The 18,346-nt window shown below is 60.4% G+C and carries 19 protein-coding genes; 10 read left to right on the forward strand and 9 right to left on the reverse strand.

The features are described from left to right. Positions 1-43 precede the first annotated feature (43 nt). The 5 genes from relA to HBN61_RS18495 form a co-directional block, all read right to left on the reverse strand. The gene (gene relA, locus HBN61_RS18475; protein ID WP_094994723.1) at positions 44-2,296 is read right to left on the reverse strand and encodes a GTP diphosphokinase; all 2,253 of its coding nucleotides are present in this window, start codon (positions 2,294-2,296) and stop codon (positions 44-46) included. Positions 2,297-2,416: 120 nt separating this feature from the next. Continuing rightward, positions 2,417-3,769, reverse strand: a complete 1,353-nt coding sequence (gene rlmD, locus HBN61_RS18480) for a 23S rRNA (uracil(1939)-C(5))-methyltransferase RlmD (RefSeq protein WP_170047538.1) — start codon at positions 3,767-3,769, stop codon at positions 2,417-2,419. After that, on the reverse strand, positions 3,769-4,671 hold the full coding sequence (cysM, locus tag HBN61_RS18485) for a cysteine synthase CysM (RefSeq protein WP_094994721.1): 903 nt from the start codon (positions 4,669-4,671) through the stop codon (positions 3,769-3,771). The genes rlmD and cysM overlap by 1 nt, the downstream gene beginning before the upstream one ends. A 141-nt stretch (positions 4,672-4,812) precedes the next feature. Beyond that, on the reverse strand, positions 4,813-6,180 hold the full coding sequence (locus HBN61_RS18490) for a sensor histidine kinase (protein ID WP_094994720.1): 1,368 nt from the start codon (positions 6,178-6,180) through the stop codon (positions 4,813-4,815). Continuing rightward, complete coding sequence (locus tag HBN61_RS18495) at positions 6,170-6,898, reverse strand: response regulator transcription factor (RefSeq protein ID WP_170047540.1); 729 nt, start codon at positions 6,896-6,898, stop codon at positions 6,170-6,172. Before HBN61_RS18495 ends, HBN61_RS18490 begins: the two co-directional genes overlap by 11 nt. Before the next feature lie 214 nt (positions 6,899-7,112). Between HBN61_RS18495 and HBN61_RS18500 the strand changes: the two genes are divergently transcribed. The 4 genes from HBN61_RS18500 to HBN61_RS18515 are packed head-to-tail and all read left to right on the forward strand — an operon-like array spanning position 7,113 to position 11,792. After that, the gene (locus HBN61_RS18500; RefSeq protein WP_169965551.1) at positions 7,113-9,872 is read left to right on the forward strand and encodes a response regulator; all 2,760 of its coding nucleotides are present in this window, start codon (positions 7,113-7,115) and stop codon (positions 9,870-9,872) included. A 31-nt stretch (positions 9,873-9,903) separates the two neighbouring features. After that, positions 9,904-10,893 carry a 2-hydroxyacid dehydrogenase gene (locus tag HBN61_RS18505; RefSeq protein WP_170047542.1) on the forward strand — a complete coding sequence of 330 codons (990 nt, stop codon included), beginning with the start codon at positions 9,904-9,906 and terminating at the stop codon, positions 10,891-10,893. 60 nt (positions 10,894-10,953) lie between these two features. Next, entirely contained in the window at positions 10,954-11,391 is a 438-nt protein-coding gene (locus tag HBN61_RS18510) for a hypothetical protein (RefSeq protein WP_169965553.1), read from the forward strand. Continuing rightward, the gene (locus HBN61_RS18515; RefSeq protein WP_170047544.1) at positions 11,388-11,792 is read left to right on the forward strand and encodes an META domain-containing protein; all 405 of its coding nucleotides are present in this window, start codon (positions 11,388-11,390) and stop codon (positions 11,790-11,792) included. The genes HBN61_RS18510 and HBN61_RS18515 overlap by 4 nt, the downstream gene beginning before the upstream one ends. 42 nt (positions 11,793-11,834) lie before the next feature. On the opposite strand, the gene HBN61_RS18520 is transcribed toward HBN61_RS18515, so the two are convergent. Next, complete coding sequence (locus HBN61_RS18520) at positions 11,835-12,299, reverse strand: TlpA disulfide reductase family protein (RefSeq protein WP_094994714.1); 465 nt, start codon at positions 12,297-12,299, stop codon at positions 11,835-11,837. Between the two features lie 125 nt (positions 12,300-12,424). Here HBN61_RS18520 and arsC point away from each other — a divergent pair, with 125 nt between their 5' ends. From arsC to HBN61_RS18535, 3 genes are read left to right on the forward strand one after another with little or no spacing between them, the layout of a single operon-like run. Further along, positions 12,425-12,778, forward strand: a complete 354-nt coding sequence (gene arsC, locus HBN61_RS18525; RefSeq protein ID WP_094994713.1) for an arsenate reductase (glutaredoxin) — start codon at positions 12,425-12,427, stop codon at positions 12,776-12,778. Continuing rightward, a complete protein-coding gene (gene wrbA / locus HBN61_RS18530) occupies positions 12,775-13,380 on the forward strand; it encodes an NAD(P)H:quinone oxidoreductase (RefSeq protein WP_094994712.1) in 606 nt (201 codons plus the stop codon). The genes arsC and wrbA overlap by 4 nt, the downstream gene beginning before the upstream one ends. Then, positions 13,373-13,780 carry a DUF2069 domain-containing protein gene (locus HBN61_RS18535; RefSeq protein WP_170047545.1) on the forward strand — a complete coding sequence of 136 codons (408 nt, stop codon included), beginning with the start codon at positions 13,373-13,375 and terminating at the stop codon, positions 13,778-13,780. The genes wrbA and HBN61_RS18535 overlap by 8 nt, the downstream gene beginning before the upstream one ends. Positions 13,781-13,813: 33 nt before the next feature. On the opposite strand, the gene HBN61_RS18540 is transcribed toward HBN61_RS18535, so the two are convergent. Together HBN61_RS18540 and ttcA are read right to left on the reverse strand one after the other, a co-directional pair. Beyond that, a complete protein-coding gene (locus HBN61_RS18540; RefSeq protein WP_094994710.1) occupies positions 13,814-14,485 on the reverse strand; it encodes a DNA-3-methyladenine glycosylase I in 672 nt (223 codons plus the stop codon). Between the two features lie 55 nt (positions 14,486-14,540). Further along, a complete protein-coding gene (gene ttcA, locus HBN61_RS18545) occupies positions 14,541-15,365 on the reverse strand; it encodes a tRNA 2-thiocytidine(32) synthetase TtcA (protein ID WP_094994709.1) in 825 nt (274 codons plus the stop codon). A 273-nt stretch (positions 15,366-15,638) separates the two neighbouring features. Between ttcA and HBN61_RS18550 the strand changes: the two genes are divergently transcribed. Then, on the forward strand, positions 15,639-16,241 hold the full coding sequence (locus tag HBN61_RS18550) for a Yip1 family protein (protein WP_094994708.1): 603 nt from the start codon (positions 15,639-15,641) through the stop codon (positions 16,239-16,241). A gap of 131 nt (positions 16,242-16,372) precedes the next feature. Further along, positions 16,373-16,867, forward strand: a complete 495-nt coding sequence (locus HBN61_RS18555) for a SprT family zinc-dependent metalloprotease (protein ID WP_170047547.1) — start codon at positions 16,373-16,375, stop codon at positions 16,865-16,867. Positions 16,868-16,892: 25 nt separating this feature from the next. Here HBN61_RS18555 and HBN61_RS18560 read toward each other — a convergent pair whose 3' ends face one another. After that, complete coding sequence (locus HBN61_RS18560; protein WP_524539082.1) at positions 16,893-17,846, reverse strand: RHS domain-containing protein; 954 nt, start codon at positions 17,844-17,846, stop codon at positions 16,893-16,895. A gap of 312 nt (positions 17,847-18,158) precedes the next feature. Between HBN61_RS18560 and HBN61_RS18565 the strand changes: the two genes are divergently transcribed. Next, on the forward strand, positions 18,159-18,346 hold a 188-nt coding region (locus tag HBN61_RS18565; protein WP_524539063.1), incomplete at its 3' end, for a transposase.

Below are 18,346 nucleotides of genomic sequence, written 5' to 3' on the forward strand. Positions count from 1 at the left end.
CAGTTACCCGCCTCCAGTGGCTGAAAGCGGGGTTCCTCAAACCTTATCGCGGCTCACTGCGCCCGATACGCCGGGTTTCAATGATATTGGGCAGTTGCGAGATTTTTCCCAACAGACGCCCCAGCGAATCGAGCCCCGGAATCTCGATGGTCAAGGACATCAGCGCGGTGTTGTCCTCTTTGTTCGAGCGGGTGTTGACCGCCAATACGTTGATCCGCTCGTTGAGCAGCACTTGCGACACGTCACGCAGCAACCCGGAACGATCGTACGCCCGAATCTCGATATCCACCGGGTAGGTGGAGACCGGGATCGGCCCCCAGTTGACCTGAATCATCCGCTCCGGCTCACGACTGCCCAGTTGCAGCACCGAAGCGCAATCCTGACGGTGAATACTCACGCCACGCCCCTGGGTGATGTACCCGACGATGGCATCGCCGGGCAGCGGCTGACAGCAACCGGCCATTTGCGTCAGCAGGTTACCCACGCCTTCGATCTGGATGTCGCCGCGTTTGCCCGGCTTGTAGCCTGTGGCCTTGCGTGGAATCAGCTCCATCTGCTCGTTGCCGCGTTCGGGCTCGACCATTTGCTGCGCAAGATTGATTAACTGCGCCAGACGCAAGTCGCCCGCGCCCAGTGCCGCATACATGTCCTCGGCGGTTTTCATGTTGGCCTTGTCGGCCAGCTTCTCGTAATCCACCGCAGGCAGGCCCAAGCGGCCCAGCTCGCGCTCAAGCAGGGTTTTACCCGCGGCCACGTTCTGGTCACGCGCCTGCAACTTGAACCAGTGCACAATTTTGGCCCGCGCCCGCGACGTGGTGATGTAACCCAGGTTCGGGTTAAGCCAGTCGCGGCTCGGAGTGCCGTGCTTGCTGGTGATAATCTCGACCTGCTCACCCGTTTGCAGGCTGTAGTTGAGCGGCACGATACGCCCGTTGATCTTGGCGCCACGGCAGTTATGGCCGATTTCGGTGTGCACCCGATACGCGAAGTCCAGCGGTGTCGCACCCTTGGGCAAATCGATGGCATGCCCGTCCGGGGTGAAGATATAGACACGGTCCGGTTCGATATCGACCCGCAACTGCTCGGCCAGCCCGCCGATATCGCCCAGCTCCTCGTGCCATTCCAGCACCTGGCGCAGCCACGAGATTTTCTCTTCGTACTGGTTGGAGCCCGCCTTGACGTCAGTGCCCTTGTACCGCCAATGCGCGCACACGCCGAGTTCGGCCTCTTCGTGCATGGCGTGGGTGCGGATCTGCACCTCAAGCACCTTGCCCTCCGGCCCGATCACGGCGGTATGCAGCGAGCGGTAGCCGTTCTCTTTCGGGTTGGCGATGTAATCGTCGAATTCTTTCGGTATATGACGCCACAAGGTGTGGACGATGCCCAGCGCGGTGTAGCAATCGCGCATTTCGGGCACCAGCACCCGCACGGCACGCACGTCATAGATCTGGCTGAAGGCCAGACCCTTGCGCTGCATTTTGCGCCAGATGGAATAGATGTGTTTGGCCCGGCCACTGATGTCAGCATCAACCCCGGTGGCTTCCAGCTCCGTACGTAACTGATTCATGACCTCGGAGATGAAACGCTCGCGATCGAGACGACGCTCATGCAGCAAAGTCGCGATCTGCTTGTACTGCTCAGGCTCAAGGTAACGGAAGGACAAGTCCTCCAGCTCCCACTTGATATGGCCAATGCCCAAGCGGTGCGCCAATGGCGCGTAAATATCGAACACCTCGCGGGCGACGCGATTACGTTTTTCATCCGGGGCGTTTTTGACGGCGCGAATGGCGCAGGTGCGCTCGGCCAGCTTGATGAGCGCGACGCGCACGTCATCGACCATGGCCACCAGCATTTTGCGCAGGTTCTCGACTTGGCCCTGGGTGCCCAGCACCATCGACTGACGCGGGCTCAGGCTGGCGCTGATCGCGGCCATGCGCAGTACGCCATCAATCAACTTGGCCACCACTTGGCCGAACCGCTGAGTAACGGCGGGGAGCTGAATCTGGCCTTCACGCACGCCGCGATAGAGAATCGCCGCGACCAGCGAATCCTGATCCAGCTTCAGATCCGCGAGAATTTCAGCGATTTCAAGCCCGGTGCGAAAGCTCGAGGTGCCTTCGGTCCACAGGTTTTTCGCGGCGTTCGCTTGCTGTTCGGCCTCGCGTGCAAACTCACAGGCTTCTTTCAAGGCTTCACGGTCCAGCGCGACATCCACACTCACGGCATGATCAAGCCATGCCTCGAGGTTGAGACTGCCGTCGGTGTTGATCGGCTGGTGTGCTCTGACCTGTACCATCTTGCTTACCTTCCCTACGGCGCACATTCAATGCGCCGAAATCACCGGCCCGAATCCCGATTCCACGCCACTGGGCCAAGTCGCGTGGAACTGCGGGCCCGTAGAAATAGACAGACCGTCCTAGTCTGCTTCAAATAACGCCATTGCCTCGACATGCGCGGTTTGCGGAAACATATCGAGGATTCCGGCACGTTTTAACCGATAACCCTGTTTCATCAGTTCAACCGTGTCACGCGCCAGCGTAGCCGGGTTGCACGACACATACACCAAGCGTTTGGCCCCAAGGGCAGACAGCTTGCGCACCGCTTCATAGGCACCGTCACGCGGCGGATCCAGCAGCACAGCAGAAAAACCGTCGTTGGCCCACGCTGCTTGCGCCAGCGGCTGCGACAGGTCGGCCTGAAAAAACGCTGCATTATGCAGGTTGTTACTGACCGCGTTTTGCTCAGCGCGTTCGACCATAGTCGCAACCCCCTCAACCGCCACCACGTGGCGGACCTGTTTGGCCAACGGCAACGCGAAGTTACCCAGCCCGCAAAACAAGTCAAGAACCCGCTCGTCGGTTTGAGGCGCCAGCCACTCCAGCGCCTGAGCCACCATGGCTTCGTTGACCCCCGCGTTGACCTGTACAAAGTCGCCGGGACGGTAGGCCAGTTGCAAATCCCATTGTTCTAAACGGTAGCCCAAGGTTTGGGTCAAATCGACAGGTTGCGGCTCACCTTCGCCATGCAACCACAATTGGACACCGTGGGTCAGGCAAAACGCCTGCAACACCTGCATGTCGGATGCGGTGAGCGGTGCCATGTGGCGCAGCAGCACGGCAATGGCCGAACCGCTGAACAGCTCGACATGGCCCAACGCCCGAGGGTTGCTCAACTGGCGCAACATGGCAGGCAGTCCGGCCATAATAGGTTGCAAAGCCTGTACCAGAACCAAACAGTGATCGATGGCCACAATGTCCTGACTCCCCGCCGCACGAAAACCGACCTCCAGCTGTTTGGCACGCGCATCCCAACGCACCGCTATGCGGGCGCGGCGGCGATAGCCAAACTCGGGACCGGTCAAGGGCGCTGCCCACTCGTCAGGTTCGACTCCCGCCACCCGCGACAACTGCTCGGCCAACATGCGCTGTTTCAGTGCAAGCTGCTCCTCATGGGGCATATGTTGCACGCTGCAGCCACCACAGCGCCCGGCGTGGGCGCAAGGGGCGACGCGACGCACATCATTGGCTGTGAAGACGCGTTCGGTGCGGGCCTCAACGATTTTACCGTGGGCGCCCAGCACCCGCGCCTCAACCTCTTCGCCGGCCAGTGCCCCGGCCACGAACCAGGTACGCCCGTCGATGAACGCGATGCCGCGCCCATCGTTGGCCAGACGCTCAATGCGCAAACGCTGCTTTTTGCCCGTGGGCACTTGCGGGGCCTTGGTGCCGCCAGCCGGCTGAAACCGCAGGCCTCTTTCTTGCTTAGCCATCAGTTAGGCGCATCGTAAATGCCGGTCGACAGGTAACGGTCGCCACGGTCACAAATGATCGCGACGATCACCGCGTTTTCCACCTCTCGGGACAACCGCAGCATCGCGGCCACTGCACCGCCAGAAGAGACACCACAGAAGATGCCTTCTTCACGGGCCAGACGACGCATCACGTCTTCGGCTTCGCGCTGAGCCATGTCGACAATCCGGTCGACCCGGTCAGCCTGGTAAATCTTCGGCAGGTACTCGGTCGGCCAACGGCGAATGCCGGGGATGGCTGCGCCTTCCATCGGTTGCAGGCCAATGATCTGGACGTTGGGGTTTTGTTCTTTCAAATAGCGCGACACGCCCATGATGGTGCCGGTGGTGCCCATCGAGCTGACAAAGTGGGTGACGGTGCCTTGGGTCTGATGCCAGATCTCCGGGCCGGTGCTGGTGTAGTGCGCTTCAGGGTTATCGCCGTTGGCAAACTGATCGAGCACCTTGCCACGACCTTCGGCCTGCAGCTTGTCGGCCAGATCGCGTGCACCTTCCATGCCGTCTTCCTGGGACACCAGAATCAGCTCCGCGCCATAGGCCGTCATGGCCGCCTTACGCTCGGCACTGGAGTTGTCAGGCATGATCAGGATCATCTTGTAGCCTTTGATCGCAGCGGCCATGGCCAGTGCGATGCCGGTATTGCCGGACGTGGCTTCAATCAGGGTGTCGCCGGGCTGGATCTGGCCGCGCGCTTCGGCGCGGGCAATCATCGACAGCGCCGGGCGGTCTTTGACCGAGCCCGCCGGGTTATTCCCTTCGAGCTTGAGCAATAACGTATTGGTGGTGTCGCCGGCCAGGCGCTGCAAGCGCACCAGCGGCGTGTTGCCGACGCAGTCGGCGATAGTGGGGTACTGCAAAGTCATGGCGTATTCGCAATCCGGACTGCGGGGGCGCACATCATACCGACAAACGCCAATTGGCCATATCACGCAAAGTACGGAGCTTATGGCGAAAGGCTATAAGCCCACATGACGAATGCGGTGTCATCGCTGTCGGACAGCGATTTACAGGCGGTGCGGCAAGTGGCAGGGCAAGCGCAGGTGCACCCGCAAACCCTGCCCCGTGTTTTCTGCCCATAAGCTGCCGCCTTGCAGTCGCAATGCATTGCGCGCAATGCTCAAGCCCAATCCAAAACCGCCATCGCCGGGTCGCGAACCATCGAGCCGGATAAACGGCGCAAAGATGCGCTCCAGCTCTTGCGGCGCCACACCGCCCCCCTGATCGTCGATCCACAAATGCCACTGGTCGCCTTCACGCAGGCCACTGAGGCTGACTAGCCCTGCGGGCGGGGAATGCCGAATGGCATTGCGCAGGATGTTTTCCAGAGCTTGCGCCAGGCTGTTGAGATGCCCGTGTACCCAGCACTCGGCGCCCACAAAACATGGCAGGCGCGATTCAGGCCAGCCGCTTTCAAAGCAGGCGTTTTCGCTGATCATTTCCCACAGCGCCTGGACCTGAATCGCTTCCACCGGCAGTGGTCCGCGCTCAGCGTCGAGCCAGGCCAGTTGCAGGGTGTCTTCCACCAAACGCTGCATGCCATCGACTTCGCGGCTCAAACGCTCGCGCAACGCGGCTTGGCCCTGCTCGCTGTCGCACGCCACGCGTAAACGGCTCAACGGTGTACGCAGCTCGTGGGACAGGTCACGCAGCAACTGCTGCTGTTGGCTGACGGTGTTTTGTAATCGCTCCGACATTTGATCGAACGCACGCCCCAAATCACCCAACTCATCCTGCCGGCTGGTGGTCTGGCTCGACAGGCGTGCACCCAATTGGTCGGCGCGCCAGGCGTGAGCCTGCTCTCGCAGTTGATTGAGCGGCACGATCAGCAAGCGATAAAGGCCTGCACACAGCAATAAGGTGAACAGCCCCGGAATCACACCGTTAATGATGATGCGCCAGACGAGCTGCGAATGCCCCGGCATGAAGCGCTGCGGCAGCTCAATGACTAAAAAACCCGTGGACGAGTCCCGCACAAACGGCACTTTCATCCACGGGCGGGCGTTTTTCAAATGGCTGATGGGCCAGTCCACCCCGCGCAGAAAGGTCAGGCGCTGGTTTTCAAGCGCATTGAGCGGGTAACTGCTTAGCGACTGCAAATCCTGCCCGATGACGCCGATCCAGCCACTTTCCACGTGCCCCATCGCTTGCAGCCATTGATCGACACCCGCCTCTCCAGCGTGCTCCCAGGCGGTTTGCGCCTCACCGGCATACCGCATCAGCGTGCTGCGGGCTTCCTGGGAGAGAAATCCGGTGCGTTTGTCCATGTAGCGGCCCCACGACCAGCTCAGCCAGATCATCAGCAAGCAAAAAGCCACCAGCAGACACGCCAGCTTCCAGAACACCGAGTGCTTGCCGGGGACCTTATAAGGCATCGCTGGCACTCAGCACGTAACCTTTGCCCCACACCGTGCGCACTTCCCGGGCGTGATAACCGACGCTCTTAAGCTTGCGGCGAATCTGGCTGATGTGCATGTCGAGGCTGCGATCGTGGGGAGCGTAGCCGCGTTGCAGCACATGCTGGTACAGAAAGGCTTTGCTCAGCACTTCATCGGCATGGCGATTAAGGGTGTCGAGCAGGCGAAATTCGCTGCGGGTCAGGCCTGCGTACTGCGCGCCATGGCGCACGTCGCTGGCAGCGTCATCGAAGACCAGCCCGGTTTCAAGGTCGACCGGCAGTGACACCGCACTGGCACGGGGCGTGCGGTCCAGCGCCACCCGCCGCAAGATGGCTTCGATACGCACTTTCAGTTCGGCCATGCTGAACGGTTTGGGCAGGTAGTCATCGGCGCCCAACTGAAACCCGTTGATGCGGTCTGCTTCGGCGCCCAGGGCCGACATCAGAATGACCGGTAATGCATGGGTCTGGCGCAACTGCGTAAGCACCTGCAAGCCATTCATACCGGGCAGCAAAATGTCCATCAGCACCACGTCAAAGGGCTGCTGTTGCGCAAGGCTCAAACCGTCCTGGCCGTTCTGACACCAGACCACGTCAAACCCGGCGCGCTGCAACTGCTCCTGCAGGTAAGCGCCCAACACGGGATCGTCTTCGATGGTCAACAGGCGGTAAGGATTAATCAGGGCGGGAGTCATTAGCGTCTGCAAGTCATTCTCAATCGCTGATTATTCAAGATTGAACCGACGCGGGCAACCGGCACGACGCTGACTGTCGACTGATGTCGATCAACACCACGCTCCACAGGGTAAATTTCTGCACGTCGGGCGCGGGGCAAATCGCTACACTGCCAGGCAAACCTGCGCCGGATGCGCCGGGCAAGATCAGAAAAACGTGGAGCTGGAGAATTGCGTGCTTAAAAATCTGGGAATCAAAGGCCGCGTATTGCTGCTCACGTTACTGCCCGTCACCTTGATGGCGATGGTGCTGGGCGGCTACTTCACCTGGGTGCAACAGTCAGAGTTGCAGTCCCAACTGTTGCAGCGCGGCGAAATGATTGCCGAGCAGCTCGCTCCACTGGTCGCACCCGCACTCGGCCGCCACGACACCGCCCTGCTGGCGCGCATCGCCACCGAGTCCCTGGAGCAACAGGATGTGCGGGCCGTGTCGTTCCTCGACGCCAATCACAAAACCCTCGCCCACGCTGGCCCGATCATGCTCAATCAGGCGCCGTTGGGTAACAGCACACAATTGCTGCAACGTACCGACAACGACGCCACACGCTATTTGCTCCCGGTCTTTGGTCGTCATCGCAACCTGGCGGGCGACGTGATTCCCAACGAAGCCCATCGGCTGCTGGGCTGGGTCGAGCTTGAACTGTCCCACAGCAACATGTTGCTGCGTGGCTATCGCAGCTTGTTTGCCAGTTTGCTGCTGATCGCCAGCGGGCTGGCGTTCACCGCCTTGCTGGCCTTGCGCATGAGCCGCACGATCAATGCGCCGTTGGGGCAGATCAAGCAGGCCGTCGCGCAACTCAAGGACGGGCGACTGGAAACCCGCCTGCCACCGTTGGGCAGTCATGAGCTGGACGAACTGGCTTCGGGCATCAACCGCATGGCCGAAACCCTGCAGAACGCGCAGGAAGAACTGCAAAACAGCGTCGATCAGGCCACCGAAGACGTGCGCCAGAACCTTGAGACCATCGAAATCCAGAACCTTGAGCTGGACCTGGCGCGCAAGGAGGCACTGGAGGCCAGCCGCATCAAGTCCGAGTTTCTGGCCAACATGAGCCACGAAATCCGCACCCCGCTCAATGGCATTCTGGGCTTCACCCATTTGCTGCAAAAAAGCGAGCTGACCCCGCGCCAGTTCGATTACCTGCACACCATCGAAAAATCGGCCGACAACCTGCTGGGCATCATTAACGAAATCCTCGACTTCTCGAAAATCGAAGCCGGCAAGCTGGTGCTCGACAGCACCCCGTTCAACCTGCGTGATTTGTTGCAAGACACGCTGACCATCCTCGCCCCGTCCGCCCACGAGAAGGGTCTGGAGCTGGTCAGCCTGGTGTACCGCGACACCCCCCTGTCGTTGATTGGCGACCCGCTGCGGCTCAAACAAATCCTCACCAATCTGGTCAACAACGCGATCAAGTTCACCCGCGAAGGCACCATCGCCGTGCGCGCCATGCTCGAAGACGAGGATGAGGACGACGGCAGCGTGCAACTGCGCATCAGCGTTCAAGACACTGGCATCGGCCTGACCAGTGAAGATGTGCGGGCGCTGTTTCAGGCCTTCAGCCAGGCAGACAACTCGCTGTCGCGCCAGCCCGGCGGGACGGGGCTGGGCCTGGTCATTTCCAAGCGCTTGGTGGAGCAGATGGGCGGTGAAATCGGGGTCGAGAGCACGCCCGGCGAAGGGTCGGTGTTCTGGATCAGTGTCAAGCTGCCCAAAGCCCGGGACGACGTGGAAGACCTGCCGAGTGCGCCGCTGCTGGGCCGTCGCGTGGCATTGCTGGAAAAACATGACCTGGCCTGCCAGGCCTTGCAGCATCAGCTCGAAGACTGCGGGCTGGACGTCACGCCCTTCAATACCCTCGAAAACCTGTGCAACGGTGTGACCAGTGCCCATCACACCGAACAGGCCTTCGATCTGGCGGTGTTTGGCGTCACCGCCTCGGATTTGCCGCCGGAACGGCTGAATCAGCACATCTGGGACCTCGACCGCATGGGCTGCAAGGTGCTGGTGCTGTGCCCCACCACTGAACAGCAGTTATTTGCCGCAGCGGTGCCCAACTCCCATGAGCAGTTGCAATCCAAACCCTTCTGTACCCGCAAGTTACGTCGCACGCTGGCGGAGCTGGTCCAGCCCCGTCACACCCGCAGCGAGCGTGGCGAGTTACTGGCCAGCCGCGCCCCGCGAATCCTGTGTGTCGACGACAACCCGGCCAACCTGCTGCTGGTGCAAACCCTGCTCGAAGACATGGGCGCCAATGTCACAGCTGTGGACAGCGGCTATGCGGCAATTGATGCGGTCAAGGCCCACGCCTTCGATCTGGTGCTGATGGATGTGCAAATGCCGGGCATGGACGGCCGCGAAACCACTGAGTTGATTCGCCAATGGGAAAGCGAGCGCCAGTCCACCCCGCTACCCATTGTGGCGCTCACTGCCCACGCCATGGCCAACGAGAAACGGGCCCTGCTGCAAAGCGGTATGGACGACTACCTGACCAAACCCATCAGCGAACGCCAACTGGGCCAAGTGGTGTTGAAGTGGACCGGGCTGGCGCTGATCAACCAGGTCAGCGATCACCCTCAAGAGCCGCCGACCACTGACACACACCTTCAGGTGCTGGATCACGAGGAAGGCCTGCGTCTGGCGGCGGGTAAGCCGGATTTGGCCGCTGACATGCTGGCCATGCTGCTGGCCTCGCTGGAGTCCGACCGCGAAGCGATCCGTCAGGCCCGTCAAGCCAACGACAACAGCGCCCTGATCGAACGGGTTCACCGCTTGCATGGCGCCACCCGCTACTGCGGCGTACCGCAATTGCGCGCCGCCTGCCAGCGTACCGAAACACTGCTCAAGCAACAGAGCTCCAACGCGTACGCTGCACTGGACGAGCTGGATCACGCGATTGTCCGGCTCGCCACTGAAGCCCGCAGCGCCGCTTGATACCTTCTGCACTTAACCCAGGAAGACTCCCATGCGCATCCTTCTGTTCAGCAGCCAGACCTACGACCGCGACAGCTTCACCGCTGCCGCGCAACACGACGACCTTGAGCTGCACTTCCAGCCCGCGCGCCTGAACCTCGATACCGTGGCCCTGGCCCATGACTACGACGTGGTCTGCCCATTCATCAATGACGATTTGAGCGCCCCGGTGCTGGAGCAATTGGCCCTCGGCAAAACACGCCTGATCGCCCTGCGTTCGGCCGGTTACAACCATGTCGACCTGCCTGCCGCCAAGCGTCTGGGCCTGAGTGTGGTGCGCGTACCGGCGTATTCGCCACATGCCGTGGCCGAGCACGCAGTGGCGCTGATTCTGGCACTCAACCGTCGCCTGCACCGCGCCTACAACCGCACCCGCGAGGGCGACTTCACCCTGCATGGACTGACCGGCTTTGATGTGGTGGGTAAAACGGTGGGCGTGGTCGGCACCGGGCAAATTGGCGCCACCTTCGGCAAAATCATGGCCGGCTTCGGTTGTAAGCTGCTGTGTTTCGACCCTTACCCAAACCCGGATCTACTGGCCCTGGGCGCCGAATACGTAAGCCTGCCCGAATTGATCGCGGGCTCACACATCATCAGCCTGCATTGCCCGCTGACCGCAGAAAACAAGCACATGATCAACAGCGAGAGCCTCGCCACCCTGCAACACGGCGCCATGCTGATCAACACCGGGCGCGGTGCACTGGTGCATACGCCGTCCCTGATCGAAGCCCTGAAAAGCGGGCAACTCGGGTACTTGGGGCTGGACGTGTATGAAGAAGAAGCCCAGCTGTTTTTTGAAGACCGTTCCGACCTGCCATTGCAAGACGATGTGCTGGCACGCCTACTGACCTTCCCCAACGTCATCATCACGGCGCATCAGGCATTTCTGACCCACGAAGCCCTTAGCGCGATTGCCGGCACCACGCTGGACAACATCGCGGCCTGGAAAGCCGGAACGCCCCACAACCTGATCGAAGGTTAAGCGCCCACGCCTCGAGGTTTGGAGTCTGCGTGCTAGCATAGCGGCCTATTTGGAGGACCCATGGTCGAACACGATTTCCGCTACAACCTGCTTAGCCCGCAGCACACCCTGATCGAATGCCGCGCCCTGATGCCCGGCCGCTATCAAGTCACCGGCAACGGTGGCTCGATTCAGAACAATGACGTGCTGCTGGTCACCCTCAAGGGCAGTAAAGACCTGGCCATGCGCCTGACCGTCGAAAAAGTTCGTCACTTGATCAACCCTCGCGGCCAATGGGTGGCCGTCGCCCAAGGCCCGGTGTTTGGCGAACTGGCGGTTCACACGTGGCAGGTCAACTGCGACGGCTGCGCCAAAGAACTGAAGTTTGAATTCGCCGTTGACGCGAAGCTGGGCGTCAAGGCGCAAAAACCGGCCGCCAGCGCGCGCATTGCCGAGTTGGGCTGGCGCACCGAAGGCAGCAAGCACCTGTGCCCAACATGCCAAAAGGAAGCTGCATGAAGCGTTTGACCCTGATTGCACTGCTGGGCGCCAGCCTGATGGGCTGCGCGGGTGACCCGGTGAAATTGCAGCAGAACCACACGTACGTACTGGAGTGGATCGGCGACCGCCCGCTGATCGACAACAGCCACCTGACCGTGACCCTGGACGATGCGGGCCGCGCCTATGGCAGCGGCGGTTGCAACCACTGGTTCGCGCCCTACACGCTGGACGGCCACACGTTGACCTTCGGCGGCGTCGGCAGCACCCGCAAAGCATGCGCGCCAGCACTGATGGAGCAGGAGCACCGCTTCTTCGAAGCGCTGCAAACCGTGGAACGCTGGGATATCTCGCCCATTGAGCAAGTGCGCTTCTGGCCTGCCGAAGGCAAGCCGTTACGCCTGTGGCCCGAAGAAAACTGATCGCGCCTCATCGGTAGCCGCAGCCCAAGGCGGCTACCGTGCTTAATGCCCGCGCAGTTCCTTGATCTTGGCCATCACCCCTGCGGCGGTCTGTTCACCCATCAACTGCGCCTGCACTTTGCCCTTCTCATCGAGAATGTAGGTCACCGGCAGCGCTTCACTGCGCGGCAAGTCAAAGACCTCAGCCGGGTCCTGAGCCAGCACCGTGAAGGTAATCCCCAACGCGGTGGCTGCATCGCTCAGCTCCTTGCCTTGCAAACCATCGAAGTTCACCCCGAACACCCCCACGGACTGCCCTTGCAGCTGTTTTTCCAGCGCATTGAGTTCCGGGATCTCGACCCGGCACGGCCCGCACCATTCGGCCCAGTAGTTGATGACCTTCCACTGCTTGTCGAGGCGCTCGGACGCCACTTTTTCGCCGTGTTGGTCCACCCCGTAATCATTGCCGCAACCCGCCAGCATTAACGTGGCAGTGATGGCAGCGAGCGCGATGAGTCGCTTAAACATGCGTTGATCCTTCTCGATAAGACACACAAATAACCGGGGGACGGCGGCCAATTACCGCACAAGGTTCAGGCGCGGCCGTCAGGCGGGTAGAATAGCCGCCACCTTACCCAAGATGCGACCCGCACATGACCGATCTGACGCTTTATCACAACCCGCGCTGCTCGAAATCCCGCGGTGCGCTCGAACTCCTTGAAGCCCGCGGCCTGACGCCAACCGTGGTGCGTTACCTCGAAACACCACCCACCGCTGATGAATTGACCGACCTGCTGGCCAAGCTGAAGATCAGCGCCCGCCAGCTGTTGCGCACCGGCGAAGATGAATACAAAACCCTTAACCTGGCCGACAACAGCCTCAGCGACGCGCAGCTGATCGACGCCATGGCCGCTCACCCCAAATTGATCGAACGCCCGATTCTGGTGGCGGGCGACCGCGCAATCATCGGTCGACCGCCTGAAAACGTACTGGAGATCTTGCCATGAGCGCGCCTTACATTCTGGTTCTGTATTACAGCCGCAACGGGTCTACCCATGACATGGCCCGGCATATCGCACGCGCAATTGAACAGGGCGGCATGGAAGCGCGCTTGCGCACGGTGCCTGCCATTTCCACCGAGTGCGAAGCCGTTGCCCCGACGATTCCGGCAGAAGGCGCGATGTACGCCAGCCTCGATGACCTCAAGCACTGTTCAGGATTGGCACTGGGCAGCCCGACCCGTTTCGGCAACATGGCCGCGCCCCTGAAGTACTTTCTCGATGGCACCAGCAATTTGTGGCTGACCGGCGCACTGGTGGGCAAACCCGCTGGCGTGTTCACCTCCACCGCCAGCCTGCATGGCGGTCAAGAAACCACCCTGCTGTCCATGCTGCTGCCGCTGATGCACCACGGCATGTTGATTACCGGCCTGCCTTATAGCGAGTCAGCGTTGTTGCAGACCACTGCGGGCGGCACGCCCTACGGGCCAAGTCACCACGCCGGCGCCGATGGCAAACGCGGGCTGGATGAACACGAAATCGCCCTTTGCCGCGCCCTCGGTCAGCGTCTGGCCAGCATCGCGTTGAAACTGGAGACCCCCCGTGGCTAAAAAGCCCAAAGTGTTGCCGTCCATCGAATGGCTACAACCTCGGGTGCGCTTGATGCGCGTCTTGAGCCTGGTGTGTTTCTTTGGCTTTATCGGCTTGCTGTGCGTGTATTACCTGATGTTCGCCGACTTGCACGGCGCACGCCCATGGGTGATTTTGCTGATCGAATTGGTGCCGCTGATGTTCCTGGTGCCGGGCATACTGATCGGCAATCCGCGGGGCCATTCCTTCACGTGTTATGTAATCAACCTGTACCTGATCAAAGGCGCCTTGGCGGCGTTCGATCCCAATCGGCAAGTGTTCGGCCTGCTGGAGATCGCCGGGAGTGTGGCGGTGTTTGTCAGCGCGATGCTGTTTGTGCGCTGGCGCCATCAGCTGGATCGACGGCTGGCAGGGGAATAGCCGTCCACCTTGCGCCGCACCGGCGAGCTCAGGTCAATGATTGACGGTCAGTGCCAGCATCTGTGACAGCTGGCACATCGGCCGCCCGCTCTCGGCGTGCCACTGGTTGAACGCATTTTGCACAATCGCCAGATCCCGCAGGCTGGTGGGCGCCTTGTCCACCAGCTTCTGCGCATTCAATGCAGCCACGACATCATCGCTGGGCACGAACGTGTCTTTACCGACCATGCGCAAAAACCGAGGCGCCGACAGACCGCCCAACTGATGCCCGTGTTTGGCCAGATACTTCCACAGCCCGACAATGTCAGTCACCGGCCATTGAGCGATGAATGCGCCAAAGCTGCCGTGTTCGTGAGCGATGTCGAGCACCATCTGTGCATTGCGCGGCACGCTTTTAAGCTTGCCCAAATGGCGAATGATCCGCGCATCCTGCATCAGTCGCTCCAGGTGTTCTGCGCCCATCAGCACTACTTTTTCCGGATCGAAACCAAAAAACACCTCTTCGAACACGGGCCACTTCGCGTCGACCACGCTGTGCTTGAGCCCGGCACGAAAGACCCGCAGGGCCAGGGTCGAGAGATAACGGTCGTCGGGAATCGCCCGCAATTGCGCGGCCGTTCGCGGCACCGGCAACCGGGCTTCGAGCGCGGCTGCCGAACCAAAGCGGTTCAAACAATATTCGTGCAGCCATTTGTAGTCGCGCATGCCCTCTCCTCTTGGCAAATAGGGTGTCACTTCGGGATCAGAGCCCTGTTCAGGCCTAGAGGTTCAGCAAATTGACGAAGCGCGGCGTGGCCGTTTCGTCGATTTTCAGGCTGGCGAAGTCAAACAGACTGCGGTCGGCCAACTGGGACGGGATCACATTCTGCAAGCTGCGGAAGATGCTCTCGGTGCGGCCCGGCGTCTTGCGGTCCCATTCCTGAAGCATGTCCTTGACCACTTGACGTTGCAGGTTTTCCTGCGAGCCGCACAGGTTGCACGGGATGATCGGGAACTGCTGCAAATCGGAGTACGCCTGGATGTCTTTCTCGTTGCAGTACGCCAGCGGACGGATCACCACATTACGGCCGTCGTCGGACAGCAGCTTGGGTGGCATCGCCTTGAGGGTGCCGTTGAAGAACATATTGAGGAAGAACGTCTCGACGATGTCGTCGCGGTGATGCCCCAATGCCATCTTGGTCGCACCGATTTCATCGGCAAACGTATAGAGCGTGCCGCGACGCAAGCGCGAGCACAGCGAACACGTGGTCTTGCCTTCCGGAATCAGTTCCTTGACCACCGAGTACGTGTCTTTTTCAACGATGTGGTATTCCACGCCCAACGTCTTGAGGTAGGCCGGTAATACATCTTCCGGGAAGCCCGGCTGTTTCTGGTCCATGTTCACGGCAACGATTTCGAAGCTGATCGGCGCCACTTTCTGCAAGTGCAACAGCACGTCGAGCAAGGTGTAGCTGTCTTTGCCGCCCGACAGACAGACCATCACCTTGTCACCGTCTTCAATCATGTTGAAGTCGGCGACGGCCTCACCGGTCAATCGGCGCAGGCGTTTCTGGAGTTTAATTTGAGAGACCGAAAGAGTGCCCATAGCGCTTCAATTCCGCGAGTTAAGACAAAAAGGCGGCGATTTTACCCTTAAAGCGCCCGCGCACGAACCCCCTCTGTCCGCCCATAAGACGTGACCGCAATTACGCGCCGGACTGACAGCACAATATGCTCTAAGGCCCTGGCTTCATGAGCCGGAAGGTTTCCTATACTGCGACTTAAGGCCGCAAGCCCTGCTTGAAACTCATAGTGTCTGGCTGCGCGACCGGTACGCGTCCCACTGGGGGCGATGCGTTTCATTACAGGAGCGACAGCCATGATCCATCACGTTGTGGGCCTCTTTACCCACCCCGATCAAGAGTGGCGGCAAATCCGCAGTGATGCCGAAGAAAGCATCAGCCACATGTACCTCACCCATACCCTGATCCTGGCCGCGATCCCGGCCATCTCGGCGTTTATCGGCACCACCCAGGTCGGGTGGGTCATCGGCAACCGGGCCCCGGTGATGCTCACCATTGACAGCGCGCTGTGGATGACAGTCATGTCTTACTTGTCGATGCTGGTGGGGGTCGGCGTAATGGGCGCATTCATTCACTGGATGGCGCGCACCTACGATGCCCAACCCAGCCTGGCGCGGTGTGTCGCCTTCGCCACGTACACCGCCACACCGTTGTTTATCGGCGGGCTGGCGGCGCTGTATCCGCACATGTGGCTGGGTATGGTCGTGGGCACGGCTGCGATTTGCTACACCGTGTATTTGCTGTATGTCGGCCTGCCCACCTTCATGAACATCGACCCTGATGAAGGCTTTTTGTTTTCGAGTTCGGTGCTGGCGGTCGGTCTGGTGGTGCTGGTAGCGATCATGGCATTTACCGTGATCGTTTGGGGGTTGGGCGTCGGCCCGGTCTACACCAACTGACAAGCGCATCCTGTAGCCGCGTCCTGTGCCCGCGGCTACAGGATGTACAGCCGGGCGAACCGCTCGGCACTTTGACCCTTCGCCTGCTTCAGGCTTGCGGCATAATCGCGGGCTCTGGAGAACCGAACCGCATGCCCGAGTTGCTCAATACCCGCGTTGAAGACTGTTTCAAACAAGCCGAAGCGTTTTTCAAACGACCTTTCAAACGCCCCGTGGTCAGCTTCAAGCTGCGCGGCCAAAAGGCGGGCGTGGCGCATCTGCATGAAAACCTGCTGCGCTTCAATCCACAGCTGTACCGCGAAAACAGCGACGATTTCCTCAAGCAAACCGTGGCCCACGAGGTCGCGCACCTGATCGCCCATCAACTGTTTGGCGACCGCATAGCGGCCCATGGAGAAGAGTGGCAATTGATCATGCGCGGGGTGTACGAATTGCCGCCCAACCGCTGCCATACGTATGACATCAAACGCCGTAGCGTCACCCGTTATATCTATCGTTGCCCCTGCCCGGACAGCGACTTCCCTTTTACCGCCCAACGCCACGGACTGGTCAACAAAGGCCGACGGTACCTGTGCCGTAAATGCCGCAACACGCTGGTCTTCACGGGCCAGACCCGGATCGAATAAACGGGTATAAAAATTTGGGGGAGGTTCACCGACGCATATCCGAACATTGGATAACCCAAGCAGTTAACCAGGGCTGGAGCGTTGTTCTTTGACTTCCCCCCCACGCGCTGTACTGCGCGCTCCAGGCGATTTGGCCGGTGTGGTCGGTCAGTTCTTGTGGCGTACCCAAATGGTCGCACTGGTACCACGCCAGTACGTCTATCGGCAGCGCTTGCGGGGTGTGGGTCCACAGCGGGTCTTTATCGATGTAGTAGGCACCGGTGTAACTCAGCTGGGCCAAGAGGCGCATCGGTTGGTGACGCAGGGCTTGGGCCACGGGGACGAAGGTGCCGGGTTCGTAGAGGTAGTGAACGGTTTTGCCACTGGCGCCGTCAGCCTGTGCAGGGCTGCTTTCCCATGCCAAAGTGTCGCCGTCCCAGCCGAACAGGATGAAGCCGCAGCCCAGTTCGCGCTGTTTGCGGGCCTGTTCGTTTCGGTTCCACTGCGAGCCCGCTTCGTTTCGGTGTGGGTGGTGGGCGTTGGAGTATTTGTAGAGGCGTCTTCCCAGCGGGTCGTAGGCGTAGTCGACGCGCAGTCGGTTGTCTTCAAAGCGTACCAGGCGGTCGAACAGGTCCCAGTGCAGGCGGCTCTGCTGGCCGTTGTGCCAGCGGCGGGTCTGGTTGCCGCGTTCGTCGTATTCGTAGTGGGTGCCGGCGTATTCGCGCAGCAGGTTGTCCATCAGTTTGTTGCGCTTGGCGTCCTGGTCCAGCGGGCGTTGGTGCTGTTGGGTTTTTTCATCCAGCAGGCGCCCGGCCGAGTCCCATTGCTGGGTTTGCAGCAGGCGGTTGCCCTGGTGGCGGACGACTTCGCGGTCGTCGCGCTCGTAGCCGATCAGTTCGTGTTCGTCGAGGCGCATGCCCAGCAGGTGGCCGCTGCCGTAGGTCAGCCAGCTGACTTTGTGGCCATCCGGGCGGGTGGTGGTGATGCGTTGGTTGAGCACGTCATATTCGTGCTGCTCTATGCACTCCTTTGATTAGCGTGAAGCGTGGACAGGAAGCCAAGCTTGGCGTGATCAAGATACGACGTACTTGCATTGGCGACGCTGAGCCATTGCTGATGATATTTAATTATTAAAGAGCGCTGGTGTGGCTGGCTGAACCGTGAGCCAAATCAGCCATCGACTGCCGTCTAAGTTAGTGTAGAGGGGGGATTGTCGGTGACAACGCCGTCGTACTCGGCGGCATACCTAAGGAATCTCCGAACAAGCCTTCAGTTATGCGAGAATCCCCGCAACACCTGATCCGAGCCGCCCATGAGCCAGATGAGCTTTTCCGACTTTGAGTACGCCGGCAAGCGCAAGCAAACCCGCCGAGAGCGCTTCCTCGCCGAAATGGATCAGGTGGTGCCCTGGGCAGGCCTGCTGGAGCTGATCGAACCGTTCTACCCCAAGGCCGGCGGCGGTAGAAAACCCTATCCTCTGGAAACCATGCTGCGCATCCA

The sequence above is a fragment of the Pseudomonas sp. WS 5071 genome, assembly GCF_012985765.1.
Classification (GTDB): Bacteria; Pseudomonadota; Gammaproteobacteria; order Pseudomonadales; family Pseudomonadaceae; genus Aquipseudomonas; species Aquipseudomonas lundensis_A.